Origin of the sequence: Pseudomonas sp. DL (genome assembly GCF_047199225.1) — a bacterium.
In the GTDB taxonomy this organism is placed as follows: domain Bacteria; phylum Pseudomonadota; class Gammaproteobacteria; order Pseudomonadales; family Pseudomonadaceae; genus Pseudomonas; species Pseudomonas aeruginosa.
The window spans coordinates 1,223,318-1,246,760 of sequence record NZ_CP178323.1 but is presented as its reverse complement, the minus strand read 5'-3'; the positions used below and the strand labels follow the sequence as shown (position 1 = coordinate 1,246,760).

Sequence of the window (23,443 nt, the reverse complement as noted above, 5' to 3'; positions counted from 1 at the left end):
ACAGCAAGACGTGCGAACGAAAGCGCCCACACAGGACCGCACTCAGGAGGGATGACGCATGACCACACGCAAACTCGGCAACTCCGGCCTGGAGATACCGGCACTGGTATTCGGCGGCAACGTCTTCGGCTGGACTGCCGACGAAAGCACCTCCTTCAGGCTGCTGGACGCCCTGCTCGACGCCGGCCTGAACTGCATCGACACCGCCGACGTCTATTCGCGCTGGGTTCCCGGGCACCAGGGCGGCGAGTCGGAAACCCTCATCGGCAAGTGGCTGAAACGCACCGGCAAACGCGACCGCATGGTGATCGCCAGCAAGGTCGGGATGGACATGGGCAATGGCCACAAAGGCCTCTCCGCCGCCTATATCGAGCAGGCCCTGGAGCGCTCGCTACGACGCCTGCAGACCGACTACCTGGACCTCTACCAGTCGCACACCGACGATCCCCACACCGACCTGGAGGAAACCCTTTCCACCTATGGCGAACTGATCAAGAAAGGCAAGGTACGGGTCATCGGCGCCTCCAACTACGACGCCCGGCGCCTCCTCGAAGCGCGCCAGGTCAGCGCCCGGCTTAACCTGCCGAGCTACCAGAGCCTGCAACCCGAATACAACCTGTACGATCGTGCCGACTACGAGACCAACCTGGAGCCGACGGTGGAAGAACTCGGTATCGGGGTGATCAGCTACTACTCGCTGGCCAGCGGCTTCCTCAGCGGCAAGTACCGCAACCAGGCCGACACCGCCGGGCGAGCCCGGGGAGAGAAGGTGAAGGGTTATCTCAACGAGCGCGGCGTGGCCATCCTCGCGGCGCTCGACGAAGTGGCCGAGCAGTACAACGCCAACCCGACCCAGGTCGCCCTGGCCTGGCTCATCGCTCGTCCGACGGTGACCGCGCCGATCGCCAGCGCCACCAGCCTGGAACAGCTCGACGACCTGATCGCCGCCACCCACCTGAAGCTCGACGAACAGGCGATCCACCGCCTGGACAGCGCCAGCGCCTATTGACCGACCTGCCGTCGAGGGCGGCCTCGCCCCGTTGAGTGGAGCGGATAACCGTATCGCGGCTATCCGCTCCGCATCGACGGGAAAGCCTTAGCTGAAGCGCGCCAGCAGCGAACCGATGTCCAGGTCGCCCTGCGGCGCCTGGCCGTCCGGCGTCAGCTTGTTGACCAGTTCCGGCAGCAGGCTGCTCAGGTGTTCGGCCGCCTCGCCCTGGCTGACTCCGGCGGAGTCCGCCAGTTGCTGCAATTGACCGTCGCCGAAGACCCGGGAAATGTCCGCCGCCGACACCGACTGGTTCGGCCCACCGCCGATCCAGGAATTCAGGGCATCGCCCAGGCCTGCGTTCTGGAGCATCTGGAACAACCCGCCGAGTCCGCCCAGTGAGCCGGCCTCCACGCCCGGCGCCGCCTGCCCGGCACCGCCCGCGGCGCCACCGAGCAGATCGCCGAGGACGCCACCCAGCCCGCCGCTCGCGGCCCCGCCGCCGGCACCACCAAGGATGCTGCCCAGCGAACCGAGCAGACCACCGCCATCGCCACCGCCCTGTGCCGCACCGCCCTGGCGCGACATCAGCATGGTCACCAGCCCGATCAACAGGGCCACTTTCGGATCGCGAGCACCTCCCTGTCCTTCAGAGCCACCCAGCGCCGAACCGAGAATCGAATCGAGCAGTCCCATTGGTCTTCCTCCTGATCTGATGCCCACGGCGCGGCGCCGCGGGATACGGGTAACTCCATTCCCGGCACTGCGCCATCATGCGCAGCGCCGGGTCATGGCCTCGGACATCGACCGGAAGCGGACGTTCCGGCACTCAAGGATGGATTTCGAAGCGATCCGCGTCCATGTAGGCCGGGAAACGCTGGCGATAGGCCGCCAGTGCCGCCGCGTCCAGCCGGACGCGGAACACGCCGTCGGCGTCCGCCGCGTTGAACAGGCTGTCGCCCTGGAAGTCCAGGACCTGGCTATCCCCAGCGTAGCGCAAGGCGTTGCCGTCTTCGCCGATACGGTTCACCGCCACCACGTAGCAAAGGTTCTCGATCGCCCGCGCCGGCAGCAGGCGGTTCCAGTGCTGTCGACGAGGCGCGGGCCAGTTGGCGGTGTAGAGCAACAGGTCGGTGTCGTGCGGGTCGCGGCTCCACACCGGGAAACGCAGGTCGTAGCAGATCAGCGGGCGCACCCGCCAGCCCTTGAGTTCGAACAGTTCCTGGCGTTCGCCGGGACTGTAGTGCTCGTGTTCGCCGGCCATGCGGAACAGATGGCGCTTGTCGTAGTGCAGCATCTCGCCGTCCGGACGCGCCCAGAGCAGGCGGTTGCGATGGCTGCCGTCGGCGAGCTGGACGATCAGGCTGCCGGTGACCACCGCGCCAAGGCGCCGGGCCTGCTCCAGCAGCCAGGCATGGGTCGGCCCCAGTTCGGGCTCGGCCTGCTCGGCCGAAGCCATGCTGAAACCCGTGGTGAACATCTCCGGGAGGACCACCAGATCGGCGCCGGCGGCACTCTCCAGCAGGGCGGCGAAATGCTCGCGGTTGGCCTGGGCGTCGTGCCAGACCAGGGAGGATTGGACCAGGGCGATGTCCAGGTCCGGCAGAACCGTCAGATCGCGCATAGCTTTTCCGCTGCCTGACGCAGCGTCTCCTCGCGTTTGGCGTAACAGAACCGGACCAGCCGCATGGCGTCCGGAGCCTTTTCATAAAACACCGAAACCGGGATCGCCGCCACTCCGTGTTCGCGGGTCAGCCACTCGGCCATGGCCACGTCGTCCAGGTCCGGACGGATGGCCGAATAGTCCACGCACTGGAAGTAGGTGCCCGGCGCACGGGTAAAACGGAAGCGAGAGTCCAGCAGCAGGTCGCAGAACAGGTCGCGCTTGGCCTGGTAGAAGCCGGGCAATTGCCGCAAGTGCTCCGGATGGCCGGCCATGTAGTCCGCCAATGCCCATTGCAGCGGCGTGACGCCACAGAAGTTGACGTACTGGTGAACCTTGCGCAGCTCCGCGCTGAGCGCCGGCGGCGCGACCACGTAGCCGGTCTTCCAGCCGGTGACGTGGTAGGTCTTGCCGAACGAACTGACCACGAAGGAACGCGGATACAACTCGTCGTGGGACAGCACGCTGGTATGGGCGACACCGTCGAACACCAGGTGCTCGTAGACCTCGTCGCTGATCAGATAGATATCCCGGTCGCGGATCAGCGCGGCCAGGCGGTCCAGTTCCTCGCGGCTGATCAGCGCGCCGCTGGGGTTGTGCGGGGTATTGATGATGACCAGCCGGGTACGCGGCCCGATGGCCTCGGCCATGCGCTGCCAGTCGATGGAGAAGTCCGGCAGCGCCAGCGGCACGTGCACGCAACGCCCGCCGGCGAGTTGCACGGAGGGTTCGTAGCTGTCGTAGGACGGGTCGAGCACCACCACTTCGTCGCCCGGATGGACCAGCGCCTGGATCGCGCTGAAGATCGCCTCGGTCGCCCCCGGCGTGATGGTCACCTCGCTGTCGGCGCTCACCCGGCGTCCATAGAACTGCTCGATCTTCTTCGCCACCTGCTCGCGCAGGGCCGGCAAGCCGGTCATCGGCGCGTACTGGTTGTGCCCGGCGGCGATATGCCTACCTACCGCCTCGCGCAACTCCGGCGGGCCGTCGAAATCGGGAAAGCCCTGGGAGAGGTTGATCGCGCCACACTCGGCGGCCAGTTGCGACATGCGGGTGAAGATGGTGGTGCCGACATTCGGCAGCTTGCTCTGAATCATCGGGACTTCCTGCAGAGACTCGCCGGACGACAGCCCGGCCAGACGGGTGGCAGGGCAGGATAGCCGATCCGGGAGCGACGCTGCAGGGGCACGCCTTAGAAAAAACCGTGACCGCTTCAGGTCAGAGGGGAATATGCGCCAGGCGATGGCGCAGGACGAATAACCACCTCGCGATCATTCGTCGCCACGACAGGGAATCGGCGGTCAACGCCGGCGGCCTGGTTCGTCCCGCGGGCTACAGCCGCGGCCAATGAAAAAGGCCCGACAGGGATACCTGCCGGGCCTTTCGACGAAGGAAACGCCACCCTCAGCGGCGCTTGTCCTTCTTCTTCTTCTCGGCTTTCTTGTGGTGCGACATCAGCCGGCGCTTCTTGTTGACCTGGCGCGCGGTGAGCGAGTTCTTCTTGCCCTCGTAGGGGTTCTCGCCGCCCTTGTACTCGATGCGGATCGGCGTACCGACCAGCTTCAATACCCGCCGGTAGGTCTTCTCCAGGTAGCGGGTATAGGCCTTCGGCACCGCGTCCACCTGGTTGCCGTGGATCACGATCAGCGGCGGATTGGCGCCGCCCAGGTGGGCGTAGCGCAGCTTGATCCGGCGACCGTTGACCATCGGCGGCTGGTGCACCTGCACGGCGTCCTCGAGGATGCTGGTCAGGCGGCTGGTCGGCCAGCGGGTCACCGCCGAACGGAAGGACTCCTGGACCGACTTGTAGAGATGGCCGACGCCGGTGCCATGCAGGGCCGAAATGAAATGGATGTCGGCGAAGTCGACGAACAGCAGGCGCCGCTCCAGTTCGGTCTTCACGTAGTCACGCTCGGCCGCCTCCATGCCATCCCACTTGTTCAGGGCGATGACCAGGGCACGGCCGGTCTCGAGGACGAAACCGAGCAGGTTGAGGTCGTGCTCGACCACCCCTTCGCGGGCGTCCATGACGAAGATCACCACGTTGGCGTCCTGGATCGCCTGGAGGGTCTTCACCACCGAGAACTTTTCCACCGCCTCGAAGATCTTGCCGCGACGCCGCACGCCAGCGGTGTCGATCAGGGTGTACTTCTCCTCGTTGCGCTCGAATGGGATGTAGATGCTGTCGCGGGTGGTGCCGGCCTGGTCGTAGACGATCACCCGCTCTTCGCCGAGCATGCGGTTGACCAGGGTCGACTTGCCCACGTTGGGCCGGCCGATGATGGCAATCTTGATCCCGTCCTTCTCGCTGGGACCGGGAATCCGGGTCGGTTCCTCGCCTTCGGCGACCTCTTCGCTGGCCGGCTCGCCCTCGCCCTCTTCCTCCGCGTTGTCCTTGGGGAAGATCCCCAGGGCTTCCTGCAGCATATGGTTGATGCCGCGACCGTGGGCGGCGGCGATCGGCAGCGCATCGCCCAGGCCCAGCGGGCTGAACTCGGCGCGAGCGAGATCGGGATCGATGGTGTCGACCTTGTTGGCGATCAGGAAGCTGCGCTTGTTCCGCTTGCGCAGGTGCTCGGCGATCATCTGGTCGGCGGCGGTCATGCCGGCGCGCGAATCGACCAGGAACAGGACGGCATCCGCCTCCTCGATGGCCTGCAACGATTGCTCGGCCATTTTCGCATCAATGCCTTCCTCATCGCCGGAGATGCCTCCGGTATCGATGACGATATAGGTGCGGCCCTGCCAGCGCGCCTCGCCGTACTGGCGATCGCGAGTCAGGCCTGCGTACTCCGCCACGATGGCGTCGCGCGACTTGGTCAGGCGGTTGAACAGAGTGGACTTGCCGACGTTCGGGCGACCCACCAGGGCAATAACGGGAACCATGCGGCTCTCCACGAGAATTCAGAAAACACAAAGGCCGCTGACGTCGGACGGCAGCGGCCGGACACTTGAAACCCAGTCTAGCGGATGGTGTAGGCGACGAGCTTGCCACCGTTGCCGAACACGTACATCCAGCTCCCGACCACCAGCGGACGAACCCGCACGCCATCGCTGTCGACCCGCTCGCGACCGACGAAGCGACCGTCCACCTGGCTCAGCAGATGCACGTAGCCTTCCAGGTCGCCGACCACCACGTTGCTGGAGAACACCGCCGGAGCCGACAGTTGGCGACGCGCCAGGGCGTCGTTGTTCCACAGCGAAGAAGCGCCGCGCGAATCCAGGCCTTCCACCGAACCGCTGGCCTGGCTGACGTAGATATTGCCGAAGCCTTCGGCGACGCCGACGTAGCTCGACGCTTCGCGCTGCCAGAGCAGGCGGCCGCTGTTCACGTCCAGCGCCGCGGCACGGCCCTGGTAGCTGACCACGTAGAGGGTGTCGCCGGACAGCAGGAGGCCGCCGTCGATGTCCACCACGCGATCCAGTTCGGAACGCCCCTGGGGAATCGCTACCCGCTGCTCCCAGATCGGCAGGCCGCGCTGTACGTCGACCGCCACCACCTTGCCGCTGGCCAGGCCGGCCAGGGCCATGTTGCCGGCGATCAGCGGCGCGCCGGTGCCGCGCAGGGTCAGCACCGGCACGGTGCTTTCGTAGATCCAGCGCTGGTCGCCGCTGGCCGCATCGAGGCCGATCAGCTTGTCGTCCTGGGTCTGCACCACCACCACGTCGCCATTGGTGGCCGGCGCCGATAGCACTTCGCTGTTGACTCGCTTGGTCCACTTCTTCTTGCCGGTGGCTTCGTCGAGGGCGATCACGTCACCGCGCAGGGTACCCACCAGCACCAGGCCGTAGCCAACGCCGACACCGCCGGAAACCGGACGTTCCAGGTCCTTCTTCCAGAGCACGTCGCCGGTCTCGCGCTGGATCGCCATCACCCGCCCTTCGGCGGACGCGGCGTAGATGGTGGAACCATCGACGGCCGGTTCGAGCAGGTTGTACAGGTCGCCCTGACCATCACCGACCGAGCGGCTCCACTGCTTGCTCAACACGACTTCCTCTTTGAAGTCGGTCAGTTCGGCGGGCGGGAGTTCCTTCTTGCTGTTGCTGCTGCAACCCACGACCGCCAGGGCCAGGGCGAGCAGCGCCGCGTGTTTCCATTGCACCATCTCAGGCCTCTCCCTTGGACAGGTCGTCGAGCTTGATCTGCAGGGCATCGCCGGCACCGTCTTCGGGCAGCGACTGCTTGGCTTTCTCGTAGGCCGCGCGCGCCTCGTCGGTGCGCTTGAGCTGCACCAGCAGGTCGCCCCTGAGCTCCTCGCGGGTCGAGACGTAGGCCTTGTCGGCATCTCCATCGAGCAGCTTCAGGCCTTCCTCGACCTTGCCCTGGGCCGCCAGGACCCGGGCCAGGCGCTGCCGCGCCAGTTCGCCGAGGGTGGCGTCGGCCGGCTTGTCCATGACCGCCTTCAGCTCGGCAACGGCGTCATCCAGCTTGCCGCTGTCGACCGCGACCTTGGCCACGAACAGGCTGCCGTACTGGGCATAATGGGTGCCGCCGAACTCGCTCTTCAGCTTGCCGGCCAGCTCCGCCACCTTCGCCGGATCCGGCTGGCCGGTCGGATTCAGCGCGGTTTCGATCAGTTGCTGGTAGACGATCGAGGCGCCCTGCGCCTGGTTGGTCTGGTACTTCTGCCAGGCCTGCCAGCCGAATACCACTGCCAGCGCGAGGATGCCGCCGGTGACCAGGGGCTTGCCGTTGCGCTGCCACCAGTCCTTGATCTGCGCCAGGTCTTCGTCTTCGGTACGCGATGTCACCCCAATCACTCCTATTCTTTATGTTCTCAAGCCTGTGCCAGACAGGCTGCCAGGTGCTCGGGCAGAGCATCCCAGGCAATGCTTTGTTGCTCGCCCTCGTCACGCAGGGGCTTGAAACCTACCACGCGATTGGCCACCTCGTCCTCCCCGAGGATCAGGGCAAAGCGCGCGCCGCTCTTGTCGGCCTTCTTGAACTGGCTCTTGAAGCTACCGGCGCCGGCGTTGACCAGCAGGCGTATGCCGGGAATGGCGCTGCGCAACTGTTCGGCCAGGGTCAGGGCGGCCAGCTCGGCCGGTTCGCCGAAGGCGCAGACGTAGAGGTCGGCCGGACGGTTCAGTTCGGCGGGGATCACCCCCAAGGTTTCCAGCAGCAGCACCAGGCGTTCCACGCCCATGGCGAAACCGACACCCGGGGTCGGCTTGCCGCCGAACTGGCTGACCAGCCCGTCGTAGCGGCCACCGCCGCAAACGGTGCCCTGGGCGCCAAGCTTGTCGGTGACCCACTCGAAAGCCGTGCGGCAGTAATAATCCAGGCCGCGCACCAGCTTCTGGTTGATTTCGTAGCGCAGTCCGACAGCATCCAGGCGGGCCTTGAGACCCTCGAAGTGGGCGATCGATTCTTCGTCGAGATAGTCGTGCAGGGTCGGCGCGCCGACCAGCAATGCCTGGGTGCTCTCCACCTTGCTGTCGAGGATTCGCAGCGGATTGGTGGTCATGCGCCGCTGGCTGTCTTCGTCGAGTTGCTCGAAGCGCTCCTGCAGATAGGCCACCAGGGCCTCGCGATAGCGTGCGCGGGCCTCGCTGGAACCGAGGGTGTTGAGCTGCAGGGTCACCGCGTCGGCCATGCCGAGCTTCTGCCACAGGCGCCAGGTGAGGATGATCAACTCGGCGTCGATGTCCGGACCGGGCAGGTTGAAGACTTCCACGCCGATCTGGTGGAACTGCCGGTAGCGACCTTTCTGCGGTTTCTCGTAACGGAACATCGGCCCGGTGTACCAGAGCTTCTGCACTTGACCACCGCCGCTCAGGCCGTGCTCCAGCACGGCGCGCACGCAACCGGCGGTACCTTCCGGACGCATGGTCAGGGATTCGCCGTTGCGGTCGAGGAAGGTGTACATCTCCTTGTCGACCACGTCGGTGCCTTCGCCGATGCCGCGGGCGAAGAGTTCGGTGAACTCGAGGATGGGCAGGCGGATCTCGCTGTAGCCGTAGCCGTCCAGCAGGCCGGCGAAGGTGCGTTCCAGATAGCGCCAGGCCGGAGTCTGCTCCGGCAGGATGTCGTTCATGCCACGAATGGCTTGCAGGGACTTGCTCACGTAGGGTCCTTAAACGGGTCAGCCGCGGGCGATCAGGCTCGCATCGGCTTCGGCCTTCTCGGCCGCCTTCTGGCGGATCAGCCGTTCCAGCTCGTCCACCAGGTTGTCGTTGGTCAGTTTCTGCGACGGCTTGCCGTCGATATACACCAGGTTCGGAGTGCCGCCGGTGAGGCCGACATGGGCCTCCTTGGCTTCGCCCGGACCGTTGACGACGCAACCGATCACGGCCACGTCCATCGGCACCAGCAGGTCCTCCAGGCGCCCTTCCAGCTCGTTCATGGTCTTCACCACGTCGAAGTTCTGCCGCGAACAGCTCGGGCAGGCGATGAAGTTGATGCCACGGGAGCGCAGGTGCAGGGACTTGAGGATGTCGAAACCGACCTTGATCTCCTCGACCGGATCGGCAGCCAGGGAAATCCGGATGGTGTCGCCGATTCCCTCGGCCAGGAGCATGCCCAGCCCCACCGCCGACTTCACCGTGCCGGAGCGCAGGCCGCCGGCCTCGGTGATGCCCAGGTGCAGGGGCTGCTCGATCTGCCTGGCCAGCAGGCGATAGGCGGCGACGGCCATGAAGACGTCGGAGGCCTTGACGCTGACCTTGAAGTTCTGGAAGTCCAGCTTGTCGAGATGATCGACGTGGCGCATGGCCGATTCGAGCAGGGCTTCCGGGGTCGGTTCGCCGTATTTCTTCTGCAGGTCCTTTTCCAGCGAACCGGCATTGACGCCGATACGGATCGGGATGTTGCGCTCGCGCGCGGCATCGACCACGGCCTTGACCCGGTCCTCGCGACCGATGTTGCCCGGATTGATGCGCAGGCAGTCCACTCCCAGCTCGGCGACGCGCAGGGCGATGCGATAGTCGAAGTGGATGTCGGCGACCAGCGGCACGTTGACCTGCTGCTTGATCTTGCCGAATGCCTCGGCGGCGTCCATGTCGGGGACGGAAACCCGCACGATGTCCGCGCCGGCATCTTCCAGGCGGCGGATCTGCGCGACGGTGGCAGCGACGTCGCAGGTCTCGGTGTTGGTCATGCTCTGCACGGCGATCGGCGCATCGCCGCCCACCGGGACGTTGCCGACCCAGATTTTCCGAGACTTGCGGCGAATGATCGGAGAAGCGCTATGAATGCTCATTGTCCTACCTTCAGACGGGCCGTTTCGCCGCGGACGAAGGGGGTCACGTCCACCGGCTGGCCGTTGTAGCTGACCTGGGCGCCGCGAGCGAAACCGAGGCGCAGCTCCAGCGGGGCCTTGCCGGCCAATTCCAGGCTGTCGCCCTTGCGCTTCAGCGCGCTGACCAGGACCTTGCCGTTGGCGTCGGTGACCTGGGTCCAGCAATCGGCGACGAACTGTACCTTGACCACCCCCTGGCCCTCGCCGGCCACCACGGGCGCGGCGGCAGGTTCGCTCGGCGCTGGCGGGGCGGCCGGACTGGCCGTCGCTGGAACGGCTGGAGCAGTACCGGGAGCGGGAGCGGGAGCCGTGCCGGCAGGCGCGGCGGTAACGGGCTGCTGGGGTGCGGCGGGGGTGCCCTGGGCCGGAGCGGCGAGAACCTGCGCGCCCTCGCTCGCCACCGGCGGCGCTCCCTCGGCCTGGGCAGCGACTTCCGGAGAAACCTCGGCGGGCGCTTGCTCGCCTTCCTTCTGCGCTTCGATCACCGCCTGGTCTTCAGGCTCGTCCAGGGTATGGATCTCGGTGGTGCCGTCGGCGCTTTCCACTTCGACATGCTCAAGGCTCAGACCGGCGGTTTCCGGCGTGCGCGCGGAATGCTCCTGCCACCAGAAGTAGCCGAAGCCGATCAGCAGGGCGAGCAGTAACAGACTGACGATACGCAGCACGTTGCGCGACAGGCGCACCGGCTCGGCGACCCGTCCCAGGCTCTGTACGGTGCTGCCGCTGGCATTGGTGCCGGTGAAATGGTCGAAGCTGTTGACCAGCTCGGCCTGGTCGAGGCCCATGAGCTTGGCGTAGGCGCGGATGTAACCGCGCGAGAAGGTGTGTCCCGGCAGCTTGTCGAACGCGCCGTTTTCCAGCTGACGCAGCGAATTCTCGGTCAGGTTCAGTTGCCCGGCCACCTGCGACAGCGACAGGCCCTTCTGCTCGCGCGCCTGGCGCAGGGTTTCCCCGGGGTTCTGACGGGAAGCGGTGGCTACGACTTCGGGCTGCGGCGCTTTCATCATTTTTCCGCCTGGAATTCCTGATATTCGGGAGAGCCTGGGTACAGGCGTTTCAACTGCAGGCCATAGCTGGCGGCCGTGTCGCGGTCTTCGAAGACCTTCGCGAGACGAATGCCCAGCAACAGACTACGGGCGTTCTGCCCGCCGCCCTGGGCAAAGAGATCATAGTACTGGCGAGCCGGCACGTACTCGCGCTCCTTGTAGAGCAGGTCGGCCATCTCCAGCGCGACGCTGGGCTGGTTACGGTTCAGACGCAGGGATTTCTCGAAGTACTCCTTGGCCTGGGCCGGTTTCTTCATTTGCAGCGAAACCAGGCCGAGGTTCTCGAAGACCCGCGAGCGCTCGGGATAGAGGGTGTCCTGGCTGGCCTCCAGGAGACGCTGGTAGGCCTCCTCGTAACGCTTCTGCTCGTAGAGGAAACCGCCGTAGTTGTTCAGTACCCGGGCATTGCGGCTATCGCTGGCGAGCGCCTTGCGGTACTCCTCGTCGGCCAGCTTGGGCTCCATCTCGGTCTGGAACACCACCGCCAGCGCGGCGTGCGCGTCGGCGCTGGAAGGGTCGATCTCGAGGGCCTTGCGCAGCGGCACCTTGGCCTGCTCGGTGTTCCCCCGCTGGAGATAGCCGAGGCCAAGCTGGATATAGGCGTCGCGCGCCTCGTCACGGCCCTTGTCGGTTTTCAGGGGATTCTGATCTCCGCTCGTCACGCAGCCTGTCAGCCCAACTGCCAACAGGAACACCAGCGCGGCGCGTACAGTCATCGGAACCCTCCTCTCACTCAATTTCGATTCGCCGCCGACTCGGACTCGGCCAGTTGGCGCACGGCAATATAACGTTCGCTCCGGCGGGTACGATCCATGACCTGACCAACCAGTTGGCCACAGGCCGCGTCGATGTCGTCGCCGCGGGTGGTACGCACGGTCACGTTGAAGCCGCCCTTGTGCAACATGTCCTGGAAACGCCGGATGGCATTGTTGCTCGGGCGCTCGTAGCCGGAGTGCGGGAATGGATTAAACGGAATCAGGTTGATCTTGCAAGGCGTGTCTTTCAGCAATGCGATCATCTGCTCAGCATGCTCGGGCTGATCGTTGACATCCTTGAGCAGGGTGTATTCGACGGTCAGCACGCGCTTCTCGCCGAGCCGGGAAATATACCGGCGGCAGGCATCCAGCAGCATGCCCAGCGGATATTTCTTGTTGATCGGCACCAGCTTGTTGCGCAACTCGTCGTTCGGTGCGTGCAGCGACAGGGCCAGGGACACGTCGATCACCTCGCCGAGCTTGTCGATCATCGGCACCACGCCGGAGGTGGACAGGGTCACCTTGCGCTTGGAAATACCGTAGCCGAGGTCGTCCATCATGATGTTCATGGCGGCGACCACGTTGTCGAAGTTCAGCAGCGGCTCGCCCATGCCCATCATCACGACATTGGTGATGGCGCGGTCGATCTTGGCCGGAACGGTACCGAACGACTTGTTGGCGATCCACACCTGGCCGATCACCTCGGCGGCGGTGAGGTCGCTGTTGAAACCCTGCTTGCCGGTGGAGCAGAAACTGCAATCCAGGGCGCAGCCCGCCTGGGAGGACACGCACAGGGTGCCGCGTCCGCCCTGGGGGATGTACACGGTCTCGACGCAACTGCCGGACGCCACCCGGACCACCCACTTGCGGGTGCCGTCGGCGGAAATATCCTGGCTGACGATCTCGGGACCGCGTATCTCGGCTGAGGCCTTGAGCTTTTCGCGCAAGGCCTTGCCGACGTTGGTCATGGCGTCGAAATCGTCGACGCCAAAGTGGTGAATCCACTTCATGACCTGGCCGGCCCGGAAACGCTTCTCGCCGATGGACTCGAAGAACTGTTCCAGCTGCGGCTGGGTCAGGCCCAGCAGGTTCACCTTGCCGGCGGTGGTCGTTGTCATGGTTTCACCCTCACCCACGCTCGATCAGCGAATGCGCTCGCAGACTTCGGTAGCCGCGAAGAAGTAGGCGATCTCGCGAGCGGCGGAAGCTTCGGAATCGGAACCGTGGACGGCGTTCTCGTCGATGGAGACGGCGAAGTCGGCGCGGATGGTACCGGCGTCGGCTTTCTTCGGATCGGTGGCGCCCATCAGCTCGCGGTTCTTGGCGATGGCGTCCTCGCCTTCCAGGACCTGGACTACAACCGGACCGGAAGTCATGAAGGAAACCAGGTCCTTGAAGAACGGACGCTCTTTGTGCTCGGCATAGAAGCCACCGGCTTCACGCTCGGACAGCTGAACCATTTTAGCGGCGACGACGCGCAGGCCGGCTTTCTCGAAGCGGGTCAGGATTTCGCCGATCACGTTCTTGGAAACGGCGTCCGGCTTGATGATGGACAGGGTGCGTTGCAGTGCCATTGGTAAAACTCCGAAACAAGGTTGTCTAGCATGGGCGGCCCCGCCAGCGGGGCGGGACGCCGTGATTCGTTCAGGACGCTGACGAAAACGGCCCGAAAGGGCCGGAATCAGCGTGGCTGCGCCTGGCATCGGGCCCGGCGCGCCTAGCCTGGAATGCGCCCGCGGGCGATTTCAGGCCTTACCTAAAATAAAACCCGCGAATTATACGCGGGTTCCCGGCAAATGCGTAGGGCGGGCCTATGGCTAGTCCCGTTCCTCGATCCAGGCGGCCTGGATGGCCTCCAGGACTTTCTCCCCGCTACGCTGAGGATCGTCGGAGAACTCTGGAAGTTCCACCACCCAGCGCCGCAGATCGACGAAGTTGACGTATCGCGGATCGACCTCCGGCTTGCTTTCGTCGAGCTGGATGGCGATTTCCAGCACATCGGTCCATTTCAGGCTCATTGCACGCTCCTCTACTACCGCCGGGCTCAGTGGCCTTCCGACACCTGGTTGATGGTGTACTTGGGAATCTCGACCACCAGGTCTTCGTCGGCCACCACTGCCTGGCAGGATAGCCGCGAATCGGGCTCCAGGCCCCAGGCCTTGTCCAGCATGTCGTCTTCGAGTTCGTCGGACGGCTCCATGGAGTCGAGGCCTTCGCGGACGATTACGTGGCAGGTCGTGCAGGCGCAGGATTTCTCACAGGCATGCTCGATCTCGATGCCATTGCGCAACGCGGCATCCAGGATGGTTTCGCCGGGCTTCGCCTCGAATACCGCCCCCTCGGGGCAGTGATCGGCATGGGGCAGAATCACGATCTGCGGCATCTTCGCTTATTCCTCGATTTCGTTGAGCCGGCGGCCGGAGAGCGCGGCCTTGACGGTCGCGTCCATCCGCCGTGCGGCGAAAGCGTCGGTCACCTGGGACAGGCGCTTGATCTGGTTCTCGATGGCCGCGGTGTCGCTACCACCGGCCAGTTCACGCAAAGTGTCCATCTGCGCCGCGATGGCCAGGCGCTCCTCTTCGTCCAGGAGCCGCTCGCCGTCGACGTCCAGCGCCGACTGCACGGCCTCCAGCAGCCGCTGCGCCTCGACCTGCTGTTCGCGCAGGGCGCGGGCAGCCTTGTCGTCGCCGGCGTAGTCGAAGGAGTCCTTGAGCATCCGCGCGATCTCGCCGTCGGTCAGCCCATAGGACGGCTTGACCTGGATGCTGGCCTCGACGCCGGAACTCAGTTCGCGTGCGGACACGCCGAGCAAGCCGTCGGCGTCGACCTGGAAGGTCACCCGGATTTTCGCCGCGCCCGCCACCATCGGCGGAATGCCGCGCAGCTCGAAGCGCGCCAGCGAACGACAATCCTTCACCAGCTCGCGCTCGCCCTGCAGCACGTGGATCATCATGGCCGTCTGGCCGTCCTTGTAGGTGGTGAACTCCTGGGCGCGCGCCACCGGGATGGTGGTATTGCGCGGAATCACCTTCTCCATCAGCCCGCCCATGGTTTCCAGGCCGAGCGACAGCGGAATGACGTCCAGCAGCAGCAATTCCTCGCCGCGCTTGTTGCCGGCCAGGGCATCGGCCTGGATGGCCGCGCCGATGGCGACCACCTGGTCCGGATCGATATCGGTCAGCGGCTCGCAGCCGAACAACTCGCCAACCGCCGTGCGCACACGGGGCACGCGGGTCGAGCCGCCGACCATCACCACCGAGCGGATTTCTTCCAGATCGACACCGGAGTCGCGCACCGCTCGGCGGCAGGACTTCAGGCTGCGAGCGACGAACGGCTCGATCAACTCGTCGAGCGTCGCCCGGCTCAGCTCGCCGCTCCAGTCGCCATAGGCGACCCGGACCGACGCCTCGTCGGTAAGACGCTCCTTGGCCGCACAGGCGATTTGCAGCAACTGCCGCTGGCTGCCCGGGTCCAGATCGGCAGAAAGGCCAGCCTGCTCGATCACCCAGCCAGCGATGGCATGGTCGAAGTCGTCGCCACCCAGGGCCGTATCGCCGCCGGTGGCCAGGACTTCGAAGACACCGCGGGTCAGGCGCAGGATGGAAATGTCGAAGGTTCCGCCACCCAGGTCATAGATGGCCACCAGGCCTTCCGCGCCCTTGTCCAGGCCGTAGGCCACGGCGGCGGCGGTCGGCTCGTTGAGCAGGCGCAGGACGTTCAGTCCGGCCAGGCGCGCGGCATCCTTGGTAGCCTGGCGCTGGGCGTCGTCGAAATAGGCCGGCACAGTGATCACCGCACCCACCAGCTCGCCACCGAGGGTGGTTTCGGCGCGCTGGCGCAGCTCACGCAGGATGTCCGCCGAGACTTCCACAGGACTCTTCAACCCCTGTACGGTCTCGATGAAGGGCATGTGCGACTCACCCTGGCGGAAGCGGTAGGGCAATTGCTCGCCCAGTTGCTTGACGTCCTCCAGGCCGCGCCCCATCAGGCGCTTGACCGAAATGACGGTATTGAAGGGATCCTCCGCGGCGGCCGCGCGGGCGCTCTCGCCCACTTCCGCCCGCTCGGCGTGATAACGCACCGCGGAAGGCAGGATCAGGCGTCCCTGCGCATCCGGCAAGGGCTCGGCGACGCCGCTACGCACCGCGGCGACCAGCGAATTGGTGGTACCCAGGTCGATCCCAACCGCCAGGCGACGCTCATGGGGCTTGGGACTCTGACCGGGCTCGGCGATCTGCAGTAGGGCCATGCTCTGTCTTAACTATGGGGTGCGGCCCGGGGGCCGCAGGGATTAATCGTCGAGTCGCTCTTCCAGCTGGCGCACTTCCTGCGCGAGCTTGTCGAGGAACTGCATGCGACGGACCAGGCGTTCGGCCTCTTCGCGGCGCTGCGCATCGTCCCAGCACGCGGCGAACTCACGCTCCAGCTCGGCCTGGGCGGCCTTGAGCCGACGCTTGAAGGTCGCCACGCCGGCCAGGTCGGCGCTGTCCTGCAACTCCTCCAGTTCCTCGCGCAGCTGCATCTGCTGCAGGAGAAACTCCGGATCCTGCACCGTAGCCTCCAAGGGCAACTCGTGACCACTCAGGGTCAACAGGTACAGGGCCCGGCGCGGAGCGCTCTTCAGGGTCTGGTAGGCCTCGTTCAGTTGCGCCGCGCGTTCCAGGGCGAGACGCTGCTCGCGCTCGGGAGCGTCGGCGAAACGGTCAGGATGGACGCTGCGCACCAACTCGCGATAGCGCTGGCCGAGCTCGTCGAGATCGACCAGGAAAGCCGGTTGCAGGTCGAACTGGGCGAAATGACAGGGTTTACCCACGCCGGCCTCAGACGTTGAAGCTTTCGCCGCAGCCGCATTCGCCACGAACGTTGGGATTGTTGAACTTGAAGCCTTCGTTGAGCCCTTCGCGAGTGAAGTCCAGCTCGGTGCCATCGAGATAGACCAGGCTTTTCGGGTCGATGATGACCTTCACGCCATGGCTCTCGAAGACCAGGTCCTCGGCCGCCAGTTCATCGACGAATTCGAGGACATAGGCAAGCCCGGAACAGCCAGTGGTGCGCACGCCAAGACGGATACCCTCGCCCTTGCCGCGCCCCTCGAGGGAGCGCTGCACGTGTTTGGCGGCGGCTTCGGTCATGCTGATGGCCATTGCAACTCCTTACTCGTCACGAGCGGCTTAGAGCAAACCCTTCTTCTGCTTGTAGTCGCGAACGGCGGCCTTGATGGCGTCTTCGGCGAGAACGGAGCAGTGGATCTTCACCGGCGGCAGGGCCAGCTCTTCGGCGATGGTGGTGTTCTTGATGGTTTCCGCCTCGTCCAGGGTCTTGCCCTTCATCCACTCGGTGGCGAGGGAGCTGGAGGCGATCGCGGAACCGCAACCGTAGGTCTTGAACTTGGCGTCTTCGATCACGCCCTGCTCGTTGACCTTGATCTGCAGGCGCATCACGTCGCCGCAGGCCGGCGCGCCGACCATGCCGGTGCCGACGTTGGGATCGGCAGCGTCGAGCTTGCCGACGTTGCGCGGGTTTTCGTAGTGGTCGATGACCTTTTCGCTATATGCCATGGCTAATCCTCACGTTTTTCCGGGGCACGAGGCGCTCAGTGCGCCTGCCATTCGACCTGGGACAGGTCGACGCCCTCTTTGTACATATCCCACAGCGGCGACAGTTCGCGCAGCTTGGAAACGGCCTCGACCACCTTCTTCGCGGCATAGTCGATCTCTTCCTCGGTGGTGAAGCGACCGAAGGTGAAGCGGATGGAGCTATGCGCCAGTTCGTCGTTGCGGCCCAGGGCGCGCAATACGTAGGACGGTTCCAGGGACGCCGAGGTACAGGCCGAACCGGAGGAGACCGCGAGGTCCTTGAGCGCCATGATCAGCGACTCGCCCTCGACGTAGTTGAAGCTGACGTTGAGGTTGTGCGGGACGCGGGAGGTCATGCTGCCGTTGATGTAGAGCTCTTCCAGGCCGTCGATCTGCGCGAAGAAGCGGTCGCGGAGCGCCAGCACGCGGGCGTTCTCCTGGGCCATTTCTTCCTTGGCGATGCGGAACGCCTCGCCCATGCCGACGATCTGGTGGGTGGCCAGGGTGCCGGAACGCATGCCGCGCTCATGGCCGCCACCGTGCATCTGACCCTCGATGCGGACGCGCGGCTTGCGCCGGACGTAGAGCGCGCCAATGCCTTTCGGGCCGTAGGTCTTGTGCGCGGAGAAGGACATCAGGTCGACCTTGAGCTTGTCCAGGTCGATCTCGACCTTGCCGGTCGACTGTGCGGCGTCGACGTGGAACAGCACGCCGCGGGAGCGGGTCAGCTCGCCGATGGCGGCGATGTCGTTGACGGTGCCGATCTCGTTGTTCACGTGCATGACCGAGACCAGGATGGTGTCGTCACGCAGCGCCGCCTCGACCAGAGCCGGAGTGATCAGGCCATCTTCGCCCGGCTCCAGGTAGGTCACTTCGAAACCTTCGCGCTCCAGCTGGCGGCAGGTGTCGAGGACCGCCTTGTGCTCGATCTTCGAGGTGATGATGTGCTTGCCCTTGCCCGAGTAGAAGTGCGCGACGCCCTTGATCGCCAGGTTGTCGGACTCGGTGGCGCCGGAGGTCCAGACGATCTCGCGGGGATCGGCGTTGACCAGTTCGGCCACCTGGCGACGGGCGTTCTCCACGGCTTCTTCGGCTTTCCAGCCGAACACGTGGGAACGCGAAGCCGGGTTGCCGAAGTTGCCGTCCATCAGCAGGCATTCGCTCATTTTCTGGGCGACGCGGGGATCGACGGGAGTGGTCGCGGAGTAATCGAGGTAGATCGGCAATTTCATCAGGTAACTCCTACAGGCTGGCGCCCTGCTCAGTCGATGGCGGACGCTTCAATCTTGTCGAGACGAGGCGTCTTGCCTGAGCAACGGCGTTCGTCCTGGCGCAGCGCGACCTCCTGGACCTCCTGGCGGCTGACCAGATCGGCCAGGCTGATGCCGCTGAGGAACTCATGGATCTGCAAACTGAGGTCGCACCACAGGTGGTGGGTCAGACAGGTATCGCCGGAGTGGCAATCGCCCTGCCCCTGGCAGCGGGTCGCATCGACGGATTCGTTGACCGCGTCGATCACCTGCGCCACATGGATGCCCGACATATGGCGGGACAGCTGGTAGCCGCCGCCCGGGCCGCGCACGCTGGTCACCAGGTTGCCACGGCGCAACTTGGCGAACAGCTGTTCGAGATAGGACAGGGAAATGCCTTGGCGTTCGGAGATATCGGCCAGCGAGACCGGACCTTGCTGAGCATGCAGCGCCAGGTCGAGCATGGCGGTTACGGCGTAGCGGCCTTTGGTGGTCAGACGCATGGGCTTTTCCCATCGGGATCATTCGGGGTTGACGCGGATTATGCTCTTATCCGAGTAATTAGGTCAACTATAAGACCGATCAAATTACTCAGGATTAGGCAAATTCAGGGCGCTACATGCTAGCAGAAAGCCGCCGGCCGCGCATTACGCGGCCGGATTGCCGTCCTCGTCCTTGACTCCGGCGAAATCTTCCTCGCGCAATACCGGCAGGTCCTTCGCGCAGTAGTCGCTACCCAGGGCGGTGAGCGCCTGGCACATGCCCTCGAGCCGGCCGTCGACGGCCTGCAGGTGATCGAGCAACTGACCAATGGCACGCGCCACCGGGTCCGGCATGTCCTGGCTGACCCCATAGGCATCGAAGCCGAGCTTCTCCGCCATCGCCTGGCGCTTGGCCTGCTGCTCGGAGTCCTCGCGCATGATGATCCGCCCGGGAATGCCGACCACGGTGGCACCCGGCGGGACTTCCTTGGTCACCACGGCGTTGGAGCCGACCTTGGCGCCCTCGCCGACGGTGAACGGGCCGAGCACCTTGGCACCGGCACCGACCACTACGTTGTTGCCGAGGGTGGGGTGGCGCTTGCCCTTGTTCCAGGTGGTGCCGCCCAGGGTAACGCCCTGATAGAGGGTGACGTCGTCGCCGATCTCGGCGGTTTCGCCGATGACGATGCCCATGCCGTGGTCGATGAAGAAGCGCCGGCCGATCCTGGCCCCCGGGTGGATCTCGATGCCGGTCATCCAGCGGCCGAAATTGGACACCAGGCGCGCCAGCCACTTCCAGCCGGACGTCCACAAGCCGTGGGCCAGCCGATGCAGCCAGACGGCGTGCAGGCCCGGATAACAGGTGAGGACCTCGAGTGCGTTGCGAGCCGCCGGATCACGGTGGAATACGCTTTGGATATCTTCACGCACACGTTCGAACATCAGTCGTCACTCCGCTTGTAGGACAGGCCTCGGGCCACCTTCTGGGTTTCGGTCAGGATCCCGCGCAGGATATTCATTTCCAGCTTGCTGATCGCGCTGCGCCCATACAGGCGCCGCAACCGCGACATCAGGTGGCGCGGCTTCTCCGGATCGAGGAAGCCGATATCGATCAGCGTCCTCTCCAGATGCGCGTAATAGAGTTCCAGCTCGTCGGCCGTCACCAGCTCGGTGTTGAGCATCGAGGTGGACTCGAACTTTTCCATCTTGGTCGGCTTGCCCTGGGCCGCCAGCCACGCCATGCGCACCTCGTAGGTGAGCACCTGGACCGCGGCCGCCAGGTTCAGCGAGCCGAACTCGGGATCGGAGGGGATATGCACATGGAACTGGCAGCGCTGCAATTCTTCGTTGGTCAAACCCGCATATTCGCGCCCGAATACCAGGGCCACCTCACCATTCGCCTCCAGGTGCTCCAGGCAGGTCGTCGCGCACTCGCGCGGATCCAGCAGCGGCCAGGGAATCCGCCGGTCGCGGGCGCTGGTGCCGAGCACCACGCTGCAGCCGCTCAGGGCCTCTTCCAGGGTGTCCACCACCCTTGCGGCGTCGAGGATGTCGGTGGCGCCGGAAGCCCGCGCCACCGCGTCGCCGTGGGGAAAGCTTTCCGGCTGCACCAGCACCAGTTGCGACAGGCCCATGTTCTTCATGGCACGGGCCGCCCCGCCGATGTTGCCGGGATGACTGGTGTTGACCAACACCACACGAATACGGTCGAGCAACGCCGATGCTCTCCAACGCCAAGTTACTGAAGGGTGTGAAATCCTACAGCAGAGGTCAGCTTTATACCATGCGGCCGACAGGTCGCCCTTCAAACGCCATCGGTTTCTGCTAGAATGGCCGGCTTTCTTTAACGACCCAGGTGACCTCTCCATGCAGCCTATGCTGAATATCGCCCTGCGCGCCGCTCGCAGCGCCGGTGAACTGATTTTCCGCTCCATCGAACGCCTGGATGTCATCTCGGTCAACGAGAAGGATGCCAAGGACTACGTGACCGAAGTCGATCGCGCCGCCGAGCAGACCATCATCGCCGCGCTGCGCAAGGCCTATCCGACTCACGCGATCATGGGCGAGGAAGGCGGCTTCATCGAAGGCAGCGGCGAGGGCGCCGATTACCTCTGGGTGATCGATCCGCTGGACGGCACCACCAACTTCATCCATGGCGTACCGCACTTCGCCGTGAGCATCGCCTGCAAGTACAAGGGCCGCCTGGAGCACGCCGTGGTCCTTGACCCGGTACGCCAGGAAGAATTCACCGCCAGCCGCGGTCGCGGCGCCGCCCTCAACGGTCGCCGCCTGCGCGTCAGCGGCCGCAAGAGCCTGGAAGGCGCCCTGCTCGGCACCGGGTTCCCGTTCCGCGACAACCAGATCGACAATCTCGACAACTACCTGAACATGTTCCGCAGCCTGGTCGGCCAGACCGCCGGCATCCGCCGCGCCGGCGCCGCCAGTCTGGACCTGGCCTACGTCGCCGCCGGACGCTACGACGCCTTCTGGGAATTCGGCCTGTCCGAATGGGACATGGCGGCAGGCGCCCTGCTGGTACAGGAAGCCGGCGGCCTGGTGAGCGACTTCACCGGCAGCCACGAATTCCTCGAGAAGGGTCACATCGTCGCCGGCAACACCAAATGCTTCAAGGCACTGCTGACCACCATCCAGCCGCACCTGCCGCCGTCGCTGAAGCGCTGATCCGCCGCTGACGAAGAACCCGGCCTGGCGCCGGGTTTTTCATCTCCATGAAAATGCACAAGGGCGCCCGCGGGCGCCCTTGTGCATCATTGCGACAGTCAGGCTCAGCGCAGCGTTTCGCCCTGGCTGAGGATCAGCCGGCCATTCTTGTCGACCGGGATCTGGCTGCCCGGATCGCGCTCCATGCGGATCTGCCCGGCCTTGCCGTCGAGCATGTACTTCACGTCATAGCCGACGACCTTCTCGCTGCTGTCGTGCACGGTGCTGCAGCGGGTTTCGGTGGTGGTGTAGGTGTCACGCTCCTGCATGCCTTCCTGCACCTTGTTGCCGGCGTAGCCGCCGCCGACGGCGCCGGCCACGGTGGCGATCTTCTTGCCGGTACCGCCGCCGATCTGGTTGCCCAGCAAGCCGCCGACCACCGCACCGATGGCGGTACCGGCGATCTGGTGCTGGTCCTTGACCGGACGCTGGCGGGTCACGGCCACGTCCTTGCAGACCTGGCGCGGCGTCTTGATGGTTTCCTTGACCGGCTGGACAGCGACGACCTCGGCGTAGTCGGGACCGCGATCCACCAGGCTATAGGTGGCTACCGCGCCACCTGCGGTCACGCCTACGGCACCCAGAACGGCCCCGACGAGCATCGACTTGTTCACATGTACCTCCTGGCTTTCATCCAATGCGGGCTATGTTCGCCCTTTGCCTTGCCTAGGACTGGGCAAAAACCACCAAGTTCCAGGCTCCCGACAAACGTTTCGTTGGCGCAGATACGAAAACTCCCGCCAAAAGCGGGAGTCCTCGAGTGACCGGCAGGCGCCGGAGTGCCGAACCAGAGCGCCTCAGGGGCGATCGTCGACGGTGTCCTTGGCCTGCGGCGGGATCAGGTCCTCGCTGGTCAGGTTCAGCCAGATCAATACCACGTTGGCGATGTAGATCGACGAGTAGGTACCCGCCATTACACCGACGAACAGGGCGATGGAGAAACCGAACAGGTTGTCGCCGCCGAAGAACAGCAGCGCGGCGATAGCCAGCAGCGTGGAAACCGAGGTGGCGATGGTACGCAACAGGGTCTGGCTGGTGGAGATGTTCAGGTTCTCGACCAGATCGGCCTTGCGCAGCACGCGGAAGTTCTCGCGCACCCGGTCGAAGATCACGATGGTGTCGTTCAGCGAGTAACCGACCACCGCCAGCACAGCGGCGAGGACGGTCAGGTCGAAGGTCACCTGGAAGAACGACAGCACGCCCATCACGATGATCGCATCGTGCACCAGCGAGAGGATCGCACCGAGGGCGAACTTCCACTGGAAGCGGAAGCCGACGTACAGCAGGATGCCGCCCAGCGCCAGGAGCATGCCGAGGCCGCCCTGGTCGCGCAGTTCTTCACCCACCTGCGGGCCGACGTACTCGACCCGCTTCAGGTTCGCCGGGTTGCCGGCATCGGCCTGCTGCAAGGCGGTAGCGACCTTCTTGCCCAGTTCCGGGTCCTCGCTGGGCATCCGCACCAGCACGTCGCGGGCGTCGCCGAAGCTCTGCACCACGGCGTCCTCGTAGCCGGCGCCGACCAGTTGACCACGCACCTTGCCGAGATCGGCCGGTTGTTCGTAGGTCAGCTCGATCAGCGTACCGCCGGTGAAGTCGAGGCCGAAGTTGATGCCCTTGGTGAACCAGCTGCCCAGGGCGATGACGGTCAGGATCAGGGTGACGGCAAACGCGACGTTGCGGATGCCCATGAAGTTGATGGTACCGATCTTGATATTCATCTC

The 23,443-nt window shown here is 65.0% G+C and carries 26 protein-coding genes; 2 read left to right on the top strand and 24 right to left on the bottom strand.

All coding sequences use genetic code 11. The features are described from left to right. Positions 1-58 precede the first annotated feature (58 nt). Complete coding sequence (locus ACI766_RS05880) at positions 59-1,009, top strand: aldo/keto reductase (protein WP_003107361.1); 951 nt, start codon at positions 59-61, stop codon at positions 1,007-1,009. An 87-nt stretch (positions 1,010-1,096) separates the two neighbouring features. Here ACI766_RS05880 and ACI766_RS05875 read toward each other — a convergent pair whose 3' ends face one another. The 22 genes from ACI766_RS05875 to trmJ all read right to left on the bottom strand — a co-directional run bounded on the left by ACI766_RS05875 (position 1,097) and on the right by trmJ (position 20,716). Next, positions 1,097-1,684: a YidB family protein gene (locus tag ACI766_RS05875; protein ID WP_003113804.1), complete on the bottom strand. Its 588-nt coding sequence runs from the start codon at positions 1,682-1,684 to the stop codon at positions 1,097-1,099. A gap of 133 nt (positions 1,685-1,817) precedes the next feature. Then, a complete protein-coding gene (locus ACI766_RS05870; protein ID WP_003106646.1) occupies positions 1,818-2,612 on the bottom strand; it encodes an amidohydrolase in 795 nt (264 codons plus the stop codon). Then, complete coding sequence (locus ACI766_RS05865; RefSeq protein ID WP_003106648.1) at positions 2,600-3,748, bottom strand: pyridoxal phosphate-dependent aminotransferase; 1,149 nt, start codon at positions 3,746-3,748, stop codon at positions 2,600-2,602. Before ACI766_RS05865 ends, ACI766_RS05870 begins: the two co-directional genes overlap by 13 nt. 307 nt (positions 3,749-4,055) lie before the next feature. Next, on the bottom strand, positions 4,056-5,537 hold the full coding sequence (gene der, locus ACI766_RS05860; RefSeq protein ID WP_003092786.1) for a ribosome biogenesis GTPase Der: 1,482 nt from the start codon (positions 5,535-5,537) through the stop codon (positions 4,056-4,058). 77 nt (positions 5,538-5,614) lie between these two features. Continuing rightward, positions 5,615-6,757 (bottom strand): outer membrane protein assembly factor BamB, encoded by a 1,143-nt coding sequence (gene bamB, locus ACI766_RS05855; RefSeq protein ID WP_003092789.1) that lies wholly within the window; start codon positions 6,755-6,757, stop codon positions 5,615-5,617. A 1-nt stretch (position 6,758) separates the two neighbouring features. Continuing rightward, on the bottom strand, positions 6,759-7,403 hold the full coding sequence (locus tag ACI766_RS05850; RefSeq protein ID WP_023083323.1) for a YfgM family protein: 645 nt from the start codon (positions 7,401-7,403) through the stop codon (positions 6,759-6,761). Between the two features lie 26 nt (positions 7,404-7,429). Further along, the gene (hisS, locus tag ACI766_RS05845; protein WP_003092797.1) at positions 7,430-8,719 is read right to left on the bottom strand and encodes a histidine--tRNA ligase; all 1,290 of its coding nucleotides are present in this window, start codon (positions 8,717-8,719) and stop codon (positions 7,430-7,432) included. 18 nt (positions 8,720-8,737) lie between these two features. Further along, a complete protein-coding gene (gene ispG / locus ACI766_RS05840) occupies positions 8,738-9,853 on the bottom strand; it encodes a flavodoxin-dependent (E)-4-hydroxy-3-methylbut-2-enyl-diphosphate synthase (RefSeq protein WP_003092800.1) in 1,116 nt (371 codons plus the stop codon). Further along, positions 9,850-10,899: a helix-turn-helix domain-containing protein gene (locus tag ACI766_RS05835; protein ID WP_017002205.1), complete on the bottom strand. Its 1,050-nt coding sequence runs from the start codon at positions 10,897-10,899 to the stop codon at positions 9,850-9,852. Before ACI766_RS05835 ends, ispG begins: the two co-directional genes overlap by 4 nt. Further along, positions 10,896-11,654, bottom strand: a complete 759-nt coding sequence (gene pilF, locus ACI766_RS05830) for a type 4a pilus biogenesis protein PilF (protein ID WP_003092804.1) — start codon at positions 11,652-11,654, stop codon at positions 10,896-10,898. The genes ACI766_RS05835 and pilF overlap by 4 nt, the downstream gene beginning before the upstream one ends. A gap of 17 nt (positions 11,655-11,671) precedes the next feature. After that, the gene (rlmN, locus tag ACI766_RS05825; protein WP_003092809.1) at positions 11,672-12,811 is read right to left on the bottom strand and encodes a 23S rRNA (adenine(2503)-C(2))-methyltransferase RlmN; all 1,140 of its coding nucleotides are present in this window, start codon (positions 12,809-12,811) and stop codon (positions 11,672-11,674) included. A 24-nt stretch (positions 12,812-12,835) separates the two neighbouring features. Beyond that, positions 12,836-13,267 carry a nucleoside-diphosphate kinase gene (gene ndk / locus ACI766_RS05820; RefSeq protein WP_003092811.1) on the bottom strand — a complete coding sequence of 144 codons (432 nt, stop codon included), beginning with the start codon at positions 13,265-13,267 and terminating at the stop codon, positions 12,836-12,838. A 243-nt stretch (positions 13,268-13,510) separates the two neighbouring features. Further along, the gene (gene iscX / locus ACI766_RS05815) at positions 13,511-13,711 is read right to left on the bottom strand and encodes a Fe-S cluster assembly protein IscX (protein WP_003092814.1); all 201 of its coding nucleotides are present in this window, start codon (positions 13,709-13,711) and stop codon (positions 13,511-13,513) included. Positions 13,712-13,737: 26 nt separating this feature from the next. Continuing rightward, entirely contained in the window at positions 13,738-14,076 is a 339-nt protein-coding gene (fdx, locus tag ACI766_RS05810) for an ISC system 2Fe-2S type ferredoxin (RefSeq protein WP_003092818.1), read from the bottom strand. Positions 14,077-14,082: 6 nt separating this feature from the next. Continuing rightward, positions 14,083-15,942 carry a Fe-S protein assembly chaperone HscA gene (gene hscA, locus ACI766_RS05805; protein ID WP_003100622.1) on the bottom strand — a complete coding sequence of 620 codons (1,860 nt, stop codon included), beginning with the start codon at positions 15,940-15,942 and terminating at the stop codon, positions 14,083-14,085. A gap of 42 nt (positions 15,943-15,984) precedes the next feature. Next, the gene (hscB, locus tag ACI766_RS05800) at positions 15,985-16,506 is read right to left on the bottom strand and encodes a co-chaperone HscB (protein WP_003092824.1); all 522 of its coding nucleotides are present in this window, start codon (positions 16,504-16,506) and stop codon (positions 15,985-15,987) included. 7 nt (positions 16,507-16,513) lie between these two features. Further along, on the bottom strand, positions 16,514-16,837 hold the full coding sequence (gene iscA / locus ACI766_RS05795) for an iron-sulfur cluster assembly protein IscA (RefSeq protein ID WP_003100617.1): 324 nt from the start codon (positions 16,835-16,837) through the stop codon (positions 16,514-16,516). A 27-nt stretch (positions 16,838-16,864) separates the two neighbouring features. Continuing rightward, on the bottom strand, positions 16,865-17,251 hold the full coding sequence (gene iscU, locus ACI766_RS05790; protein WP_003092829.1) for a Fe-S cluster assembly scaffold IscU: 387 nt from the start codon (positions 17,249-17,251) through the stop codon (positions 16,865-16,867). Positions 17,252-17,286: 35 nt separating this feature from the next. After that, positions 17,287-18,501: an IscS subfamily cysteine desulfurase gene (locus ACI766_RS05785; RefSeq protein ID WP_003092832.1), complete on the bottom strand. Its 1,215-nt coding sequence runs from the start codon at positions 18,499-18,501 to the stop codon at positions 17,287-17,289. Between the two features lie 29 nt (positions 18,502-18,530). Beyond that, positions 18,531-19,022, bottom strand: coding sequence for a Fe-S cluster assembly transcriptional regulator IscR (gene iscR, locus ACI766_RS05780; RefSeq protein WP_003092836.1), 492 nt, complete (start codon positions 19,020-19,022; stop codon positions 18,531-18,533). Between the two features lie 144 nt (positions 19,023-19,166). Beyond that, complete coding sequence (gene cysE / locus ACI766_RS05775; RefSeq protein ID WP_003100615.1) at positions 19,167-19,943, bottom strand: serine O-acetyltransferase; 777 nt, start codon at positions 19,941-19,943, stop codon at positions 19,167-19,169. Further along, positions 19,943-20,716, bottom strand: a complete 774-nt coding sequence (gene trmJ, locus ACI766_RS05770; protein WP_003092842.1) for a tRNA (cytosine(32)/uridine(32)-2'-O)-methyltransferase TrmJ — start codon at positions 20,714-20,716, stop codon at positions 19,943-19,945. Before trmJ ends, cysE begins: the two co-directional genes overlap by 1 nt. 151 nt (positions 20,717-20,867) lie before the next feature. On the opposite strand from trmJ, the gene suhB reads away from it, so the two are divergent. After that, entirely contained in the window at positions 20,868-21,683 is an 816-nt protein-coding gene (suhB, locus tag ACI766_RS05765) for an inositol-phosphate phosphatase (protein ID WP_003122098.1), read from the top strand. Between the two features lie 104 nt (positions 21,684-21,787). Here suhB and ACI766_RS05760 read toward each other — a convergent pair whose 3' ends face one another. Both ACI766_RS05760 and secF read right to left on the bottom strand, forming a co-directional pair. Then, positions 21,788-22,336 carry a glycine zipper 2TM domain-containing protein gene (locus tag ACI766_RS05760; protein ID WP_003092848.1) on the bottom strand — a complete coding sequence of 183 codons (549 nt, stop codon included), beginning with the start codon at positions 22,334-22,336 and terminating at the stop codon, positions 21,788-21,790. Between the two features lie 183 nt (positions 22,337-22,519). After that, positions 22,520-23,440 (bottom strand): protein translocase subunit SecF, encoded by a 921-nt coding sequence (gene secF, locus ACI766_RS05755; RefSeq protein WP_003100612.1) that lies wholly within the window; start codon positions 23,438-23,440, stop codon positions 22,520-22,522. Positions 23,441-23,443: the final 3 nt, after the last annotated feature.

Excerpts from the sequence above, each read along its gene's own strand:
- ACI766_RS05880 (WP_003107361.1), top strand. The coding sequence starts at position 59 with ATGACCACACGCAAACTCGGCAACTCCGGCCTGGAGATACCGGCACTG.
- ACI766_RS05875 (WP_003113804.1), bottom strand. The coding sequence starts at position 1,684 with ATGGGACTGCTCGATTCGATTCTCGGTTCGGCGCTGGGTGGCTCTGAA.
- ACI766_RS05870 (WP_003106646.1), bottom strand. The coding sequence starts at position 2,612 with ATGCGCGATCTGACGGTTCTGCCGGACCTGGACATCGCCCTGGTCCAA.
- ACI766_RS05865 (WP_003106648.1), bottom strand. The coding sequence starts at position 3,748 with ATGATTCAGAGCAAGCTGCCGAATGTCGGCACCACCATCTTCACCCGC.
- der (WP_003092786.1), bottom strand. The coding sequence starts at position 5,537 with ATGGTTCCCGTTATTGCCCTGGTGGGTCGCCCGAACGTCGGCAAGTCC.
- bamB (WP_003092789.1), bottom strand. The coding sequence starts at position 6,757 with ATGGTGCAATGGAAACACGCGGCGCTGCTCGCCCTGGCCCTGGCGGTC.
- ispG (WP_003092800.1), bottom strand. The coding sequence starts at position 9,853 with ATGAGCATTCATAGCGCTTCTCCGATCATTCGCCGCAAGTCTCGGAAA.
- ACI766_RS05835 (WP_017002205.1), bottom strand. The coding sequence starts at position 10,899 with ATGATGAAAGCGCCGCAGCCCGAAGTCGTAGCCACCGCTTCCCGTCAG.
- pilF (WP_003092804.1), bottom strand. The coding sequence starts at position 11,654 with ATGACTGTACGCGCCGCGCTGGTGTTCCTGTTGGCAGTTGGGCTGACA.
- rlmN (WP_003092809.1), bottom strand. The coding sequence starts at position 12,811 with ATGACAACGACCACCGCCGGCAAGGTGAACCTGCTGGGCCTGACCCAG.
- ndk (WP_003092811.1), bottom strand. The coding sequence starts at position 13,267 with ATGGCACTGCAACGCACCCTGTCCATCATCAAGCCGGACGCCGTTTCC.
- iscX (WP_003092814.1), bottom strand. The coding sequence starts at position 13,711 with ATGAGCCTGAAATGGACCGATGTGCTGGAAATCGCCATCCAGCTCGAC.
- fdx (WP_003092818.1), bottom strand. The coding sequence starts at position 14,076 with ATGCCGCAGATCGTGATTCTGCCCCATGCCGATCACTGCCCCGAGGGG.
- hscA (WP_003100622.1), bottom strand. The coding sequence starts at position 15,942 with ATGGCCCTACTGCAGATCGCCGAGCCCGGTCAGAGTCCCAAGCCCCAT.
- iscA (WP_003100617.1), bottom strand. The coding sequence starts at position 16,837 with ATGGCCATCAGCATGACCGAAGCCGCCGCCAAACACGTGCAGCGCTCC.
- iscU (WP_003092829.1), bottom strand. The coding sequence starts at position 17,251 with ATGGCATATAGCGAAAAGGTCATCGACCACTACGAAAACCCGCGCAAC.
- ACI766_RS05785 (WP_003092832.1), bottom strand. The coding sequence starts at position 18,501 with ATGAAATTGCCGATCTACCTCGATTACTCCGCGACCACTCCCGTCGAT.
- iscR (WP_003092836.1), bottom strand. The coding sequence starts at position 19,022 with ATGCGTCTGACCACCAAAGGCCGCTACGCCGTAACCGCCATGCTCGAC.
- cysE (WP_003100615.1), bottom strand. The coding sequence starts at position 19,943 with ATGTTCGAACGTGTGCGTGAAGATATCCAAAGCGTATTCCACCGTGAT.
- suhB (WP_003122098.1), top strand. The coding sequence starts at position 20,868 with ATGCAGCCTATGCTGAATATCGCCCTGCGCGCCGCTCGCAGCGCCGGT.
- secF (WP_003100612.1), bottom strand. The coding sequence starts at position 23,440 with ATGAATATCAAGATCGGTACCATCAACTTCATGGGCATCCGCAACGTC.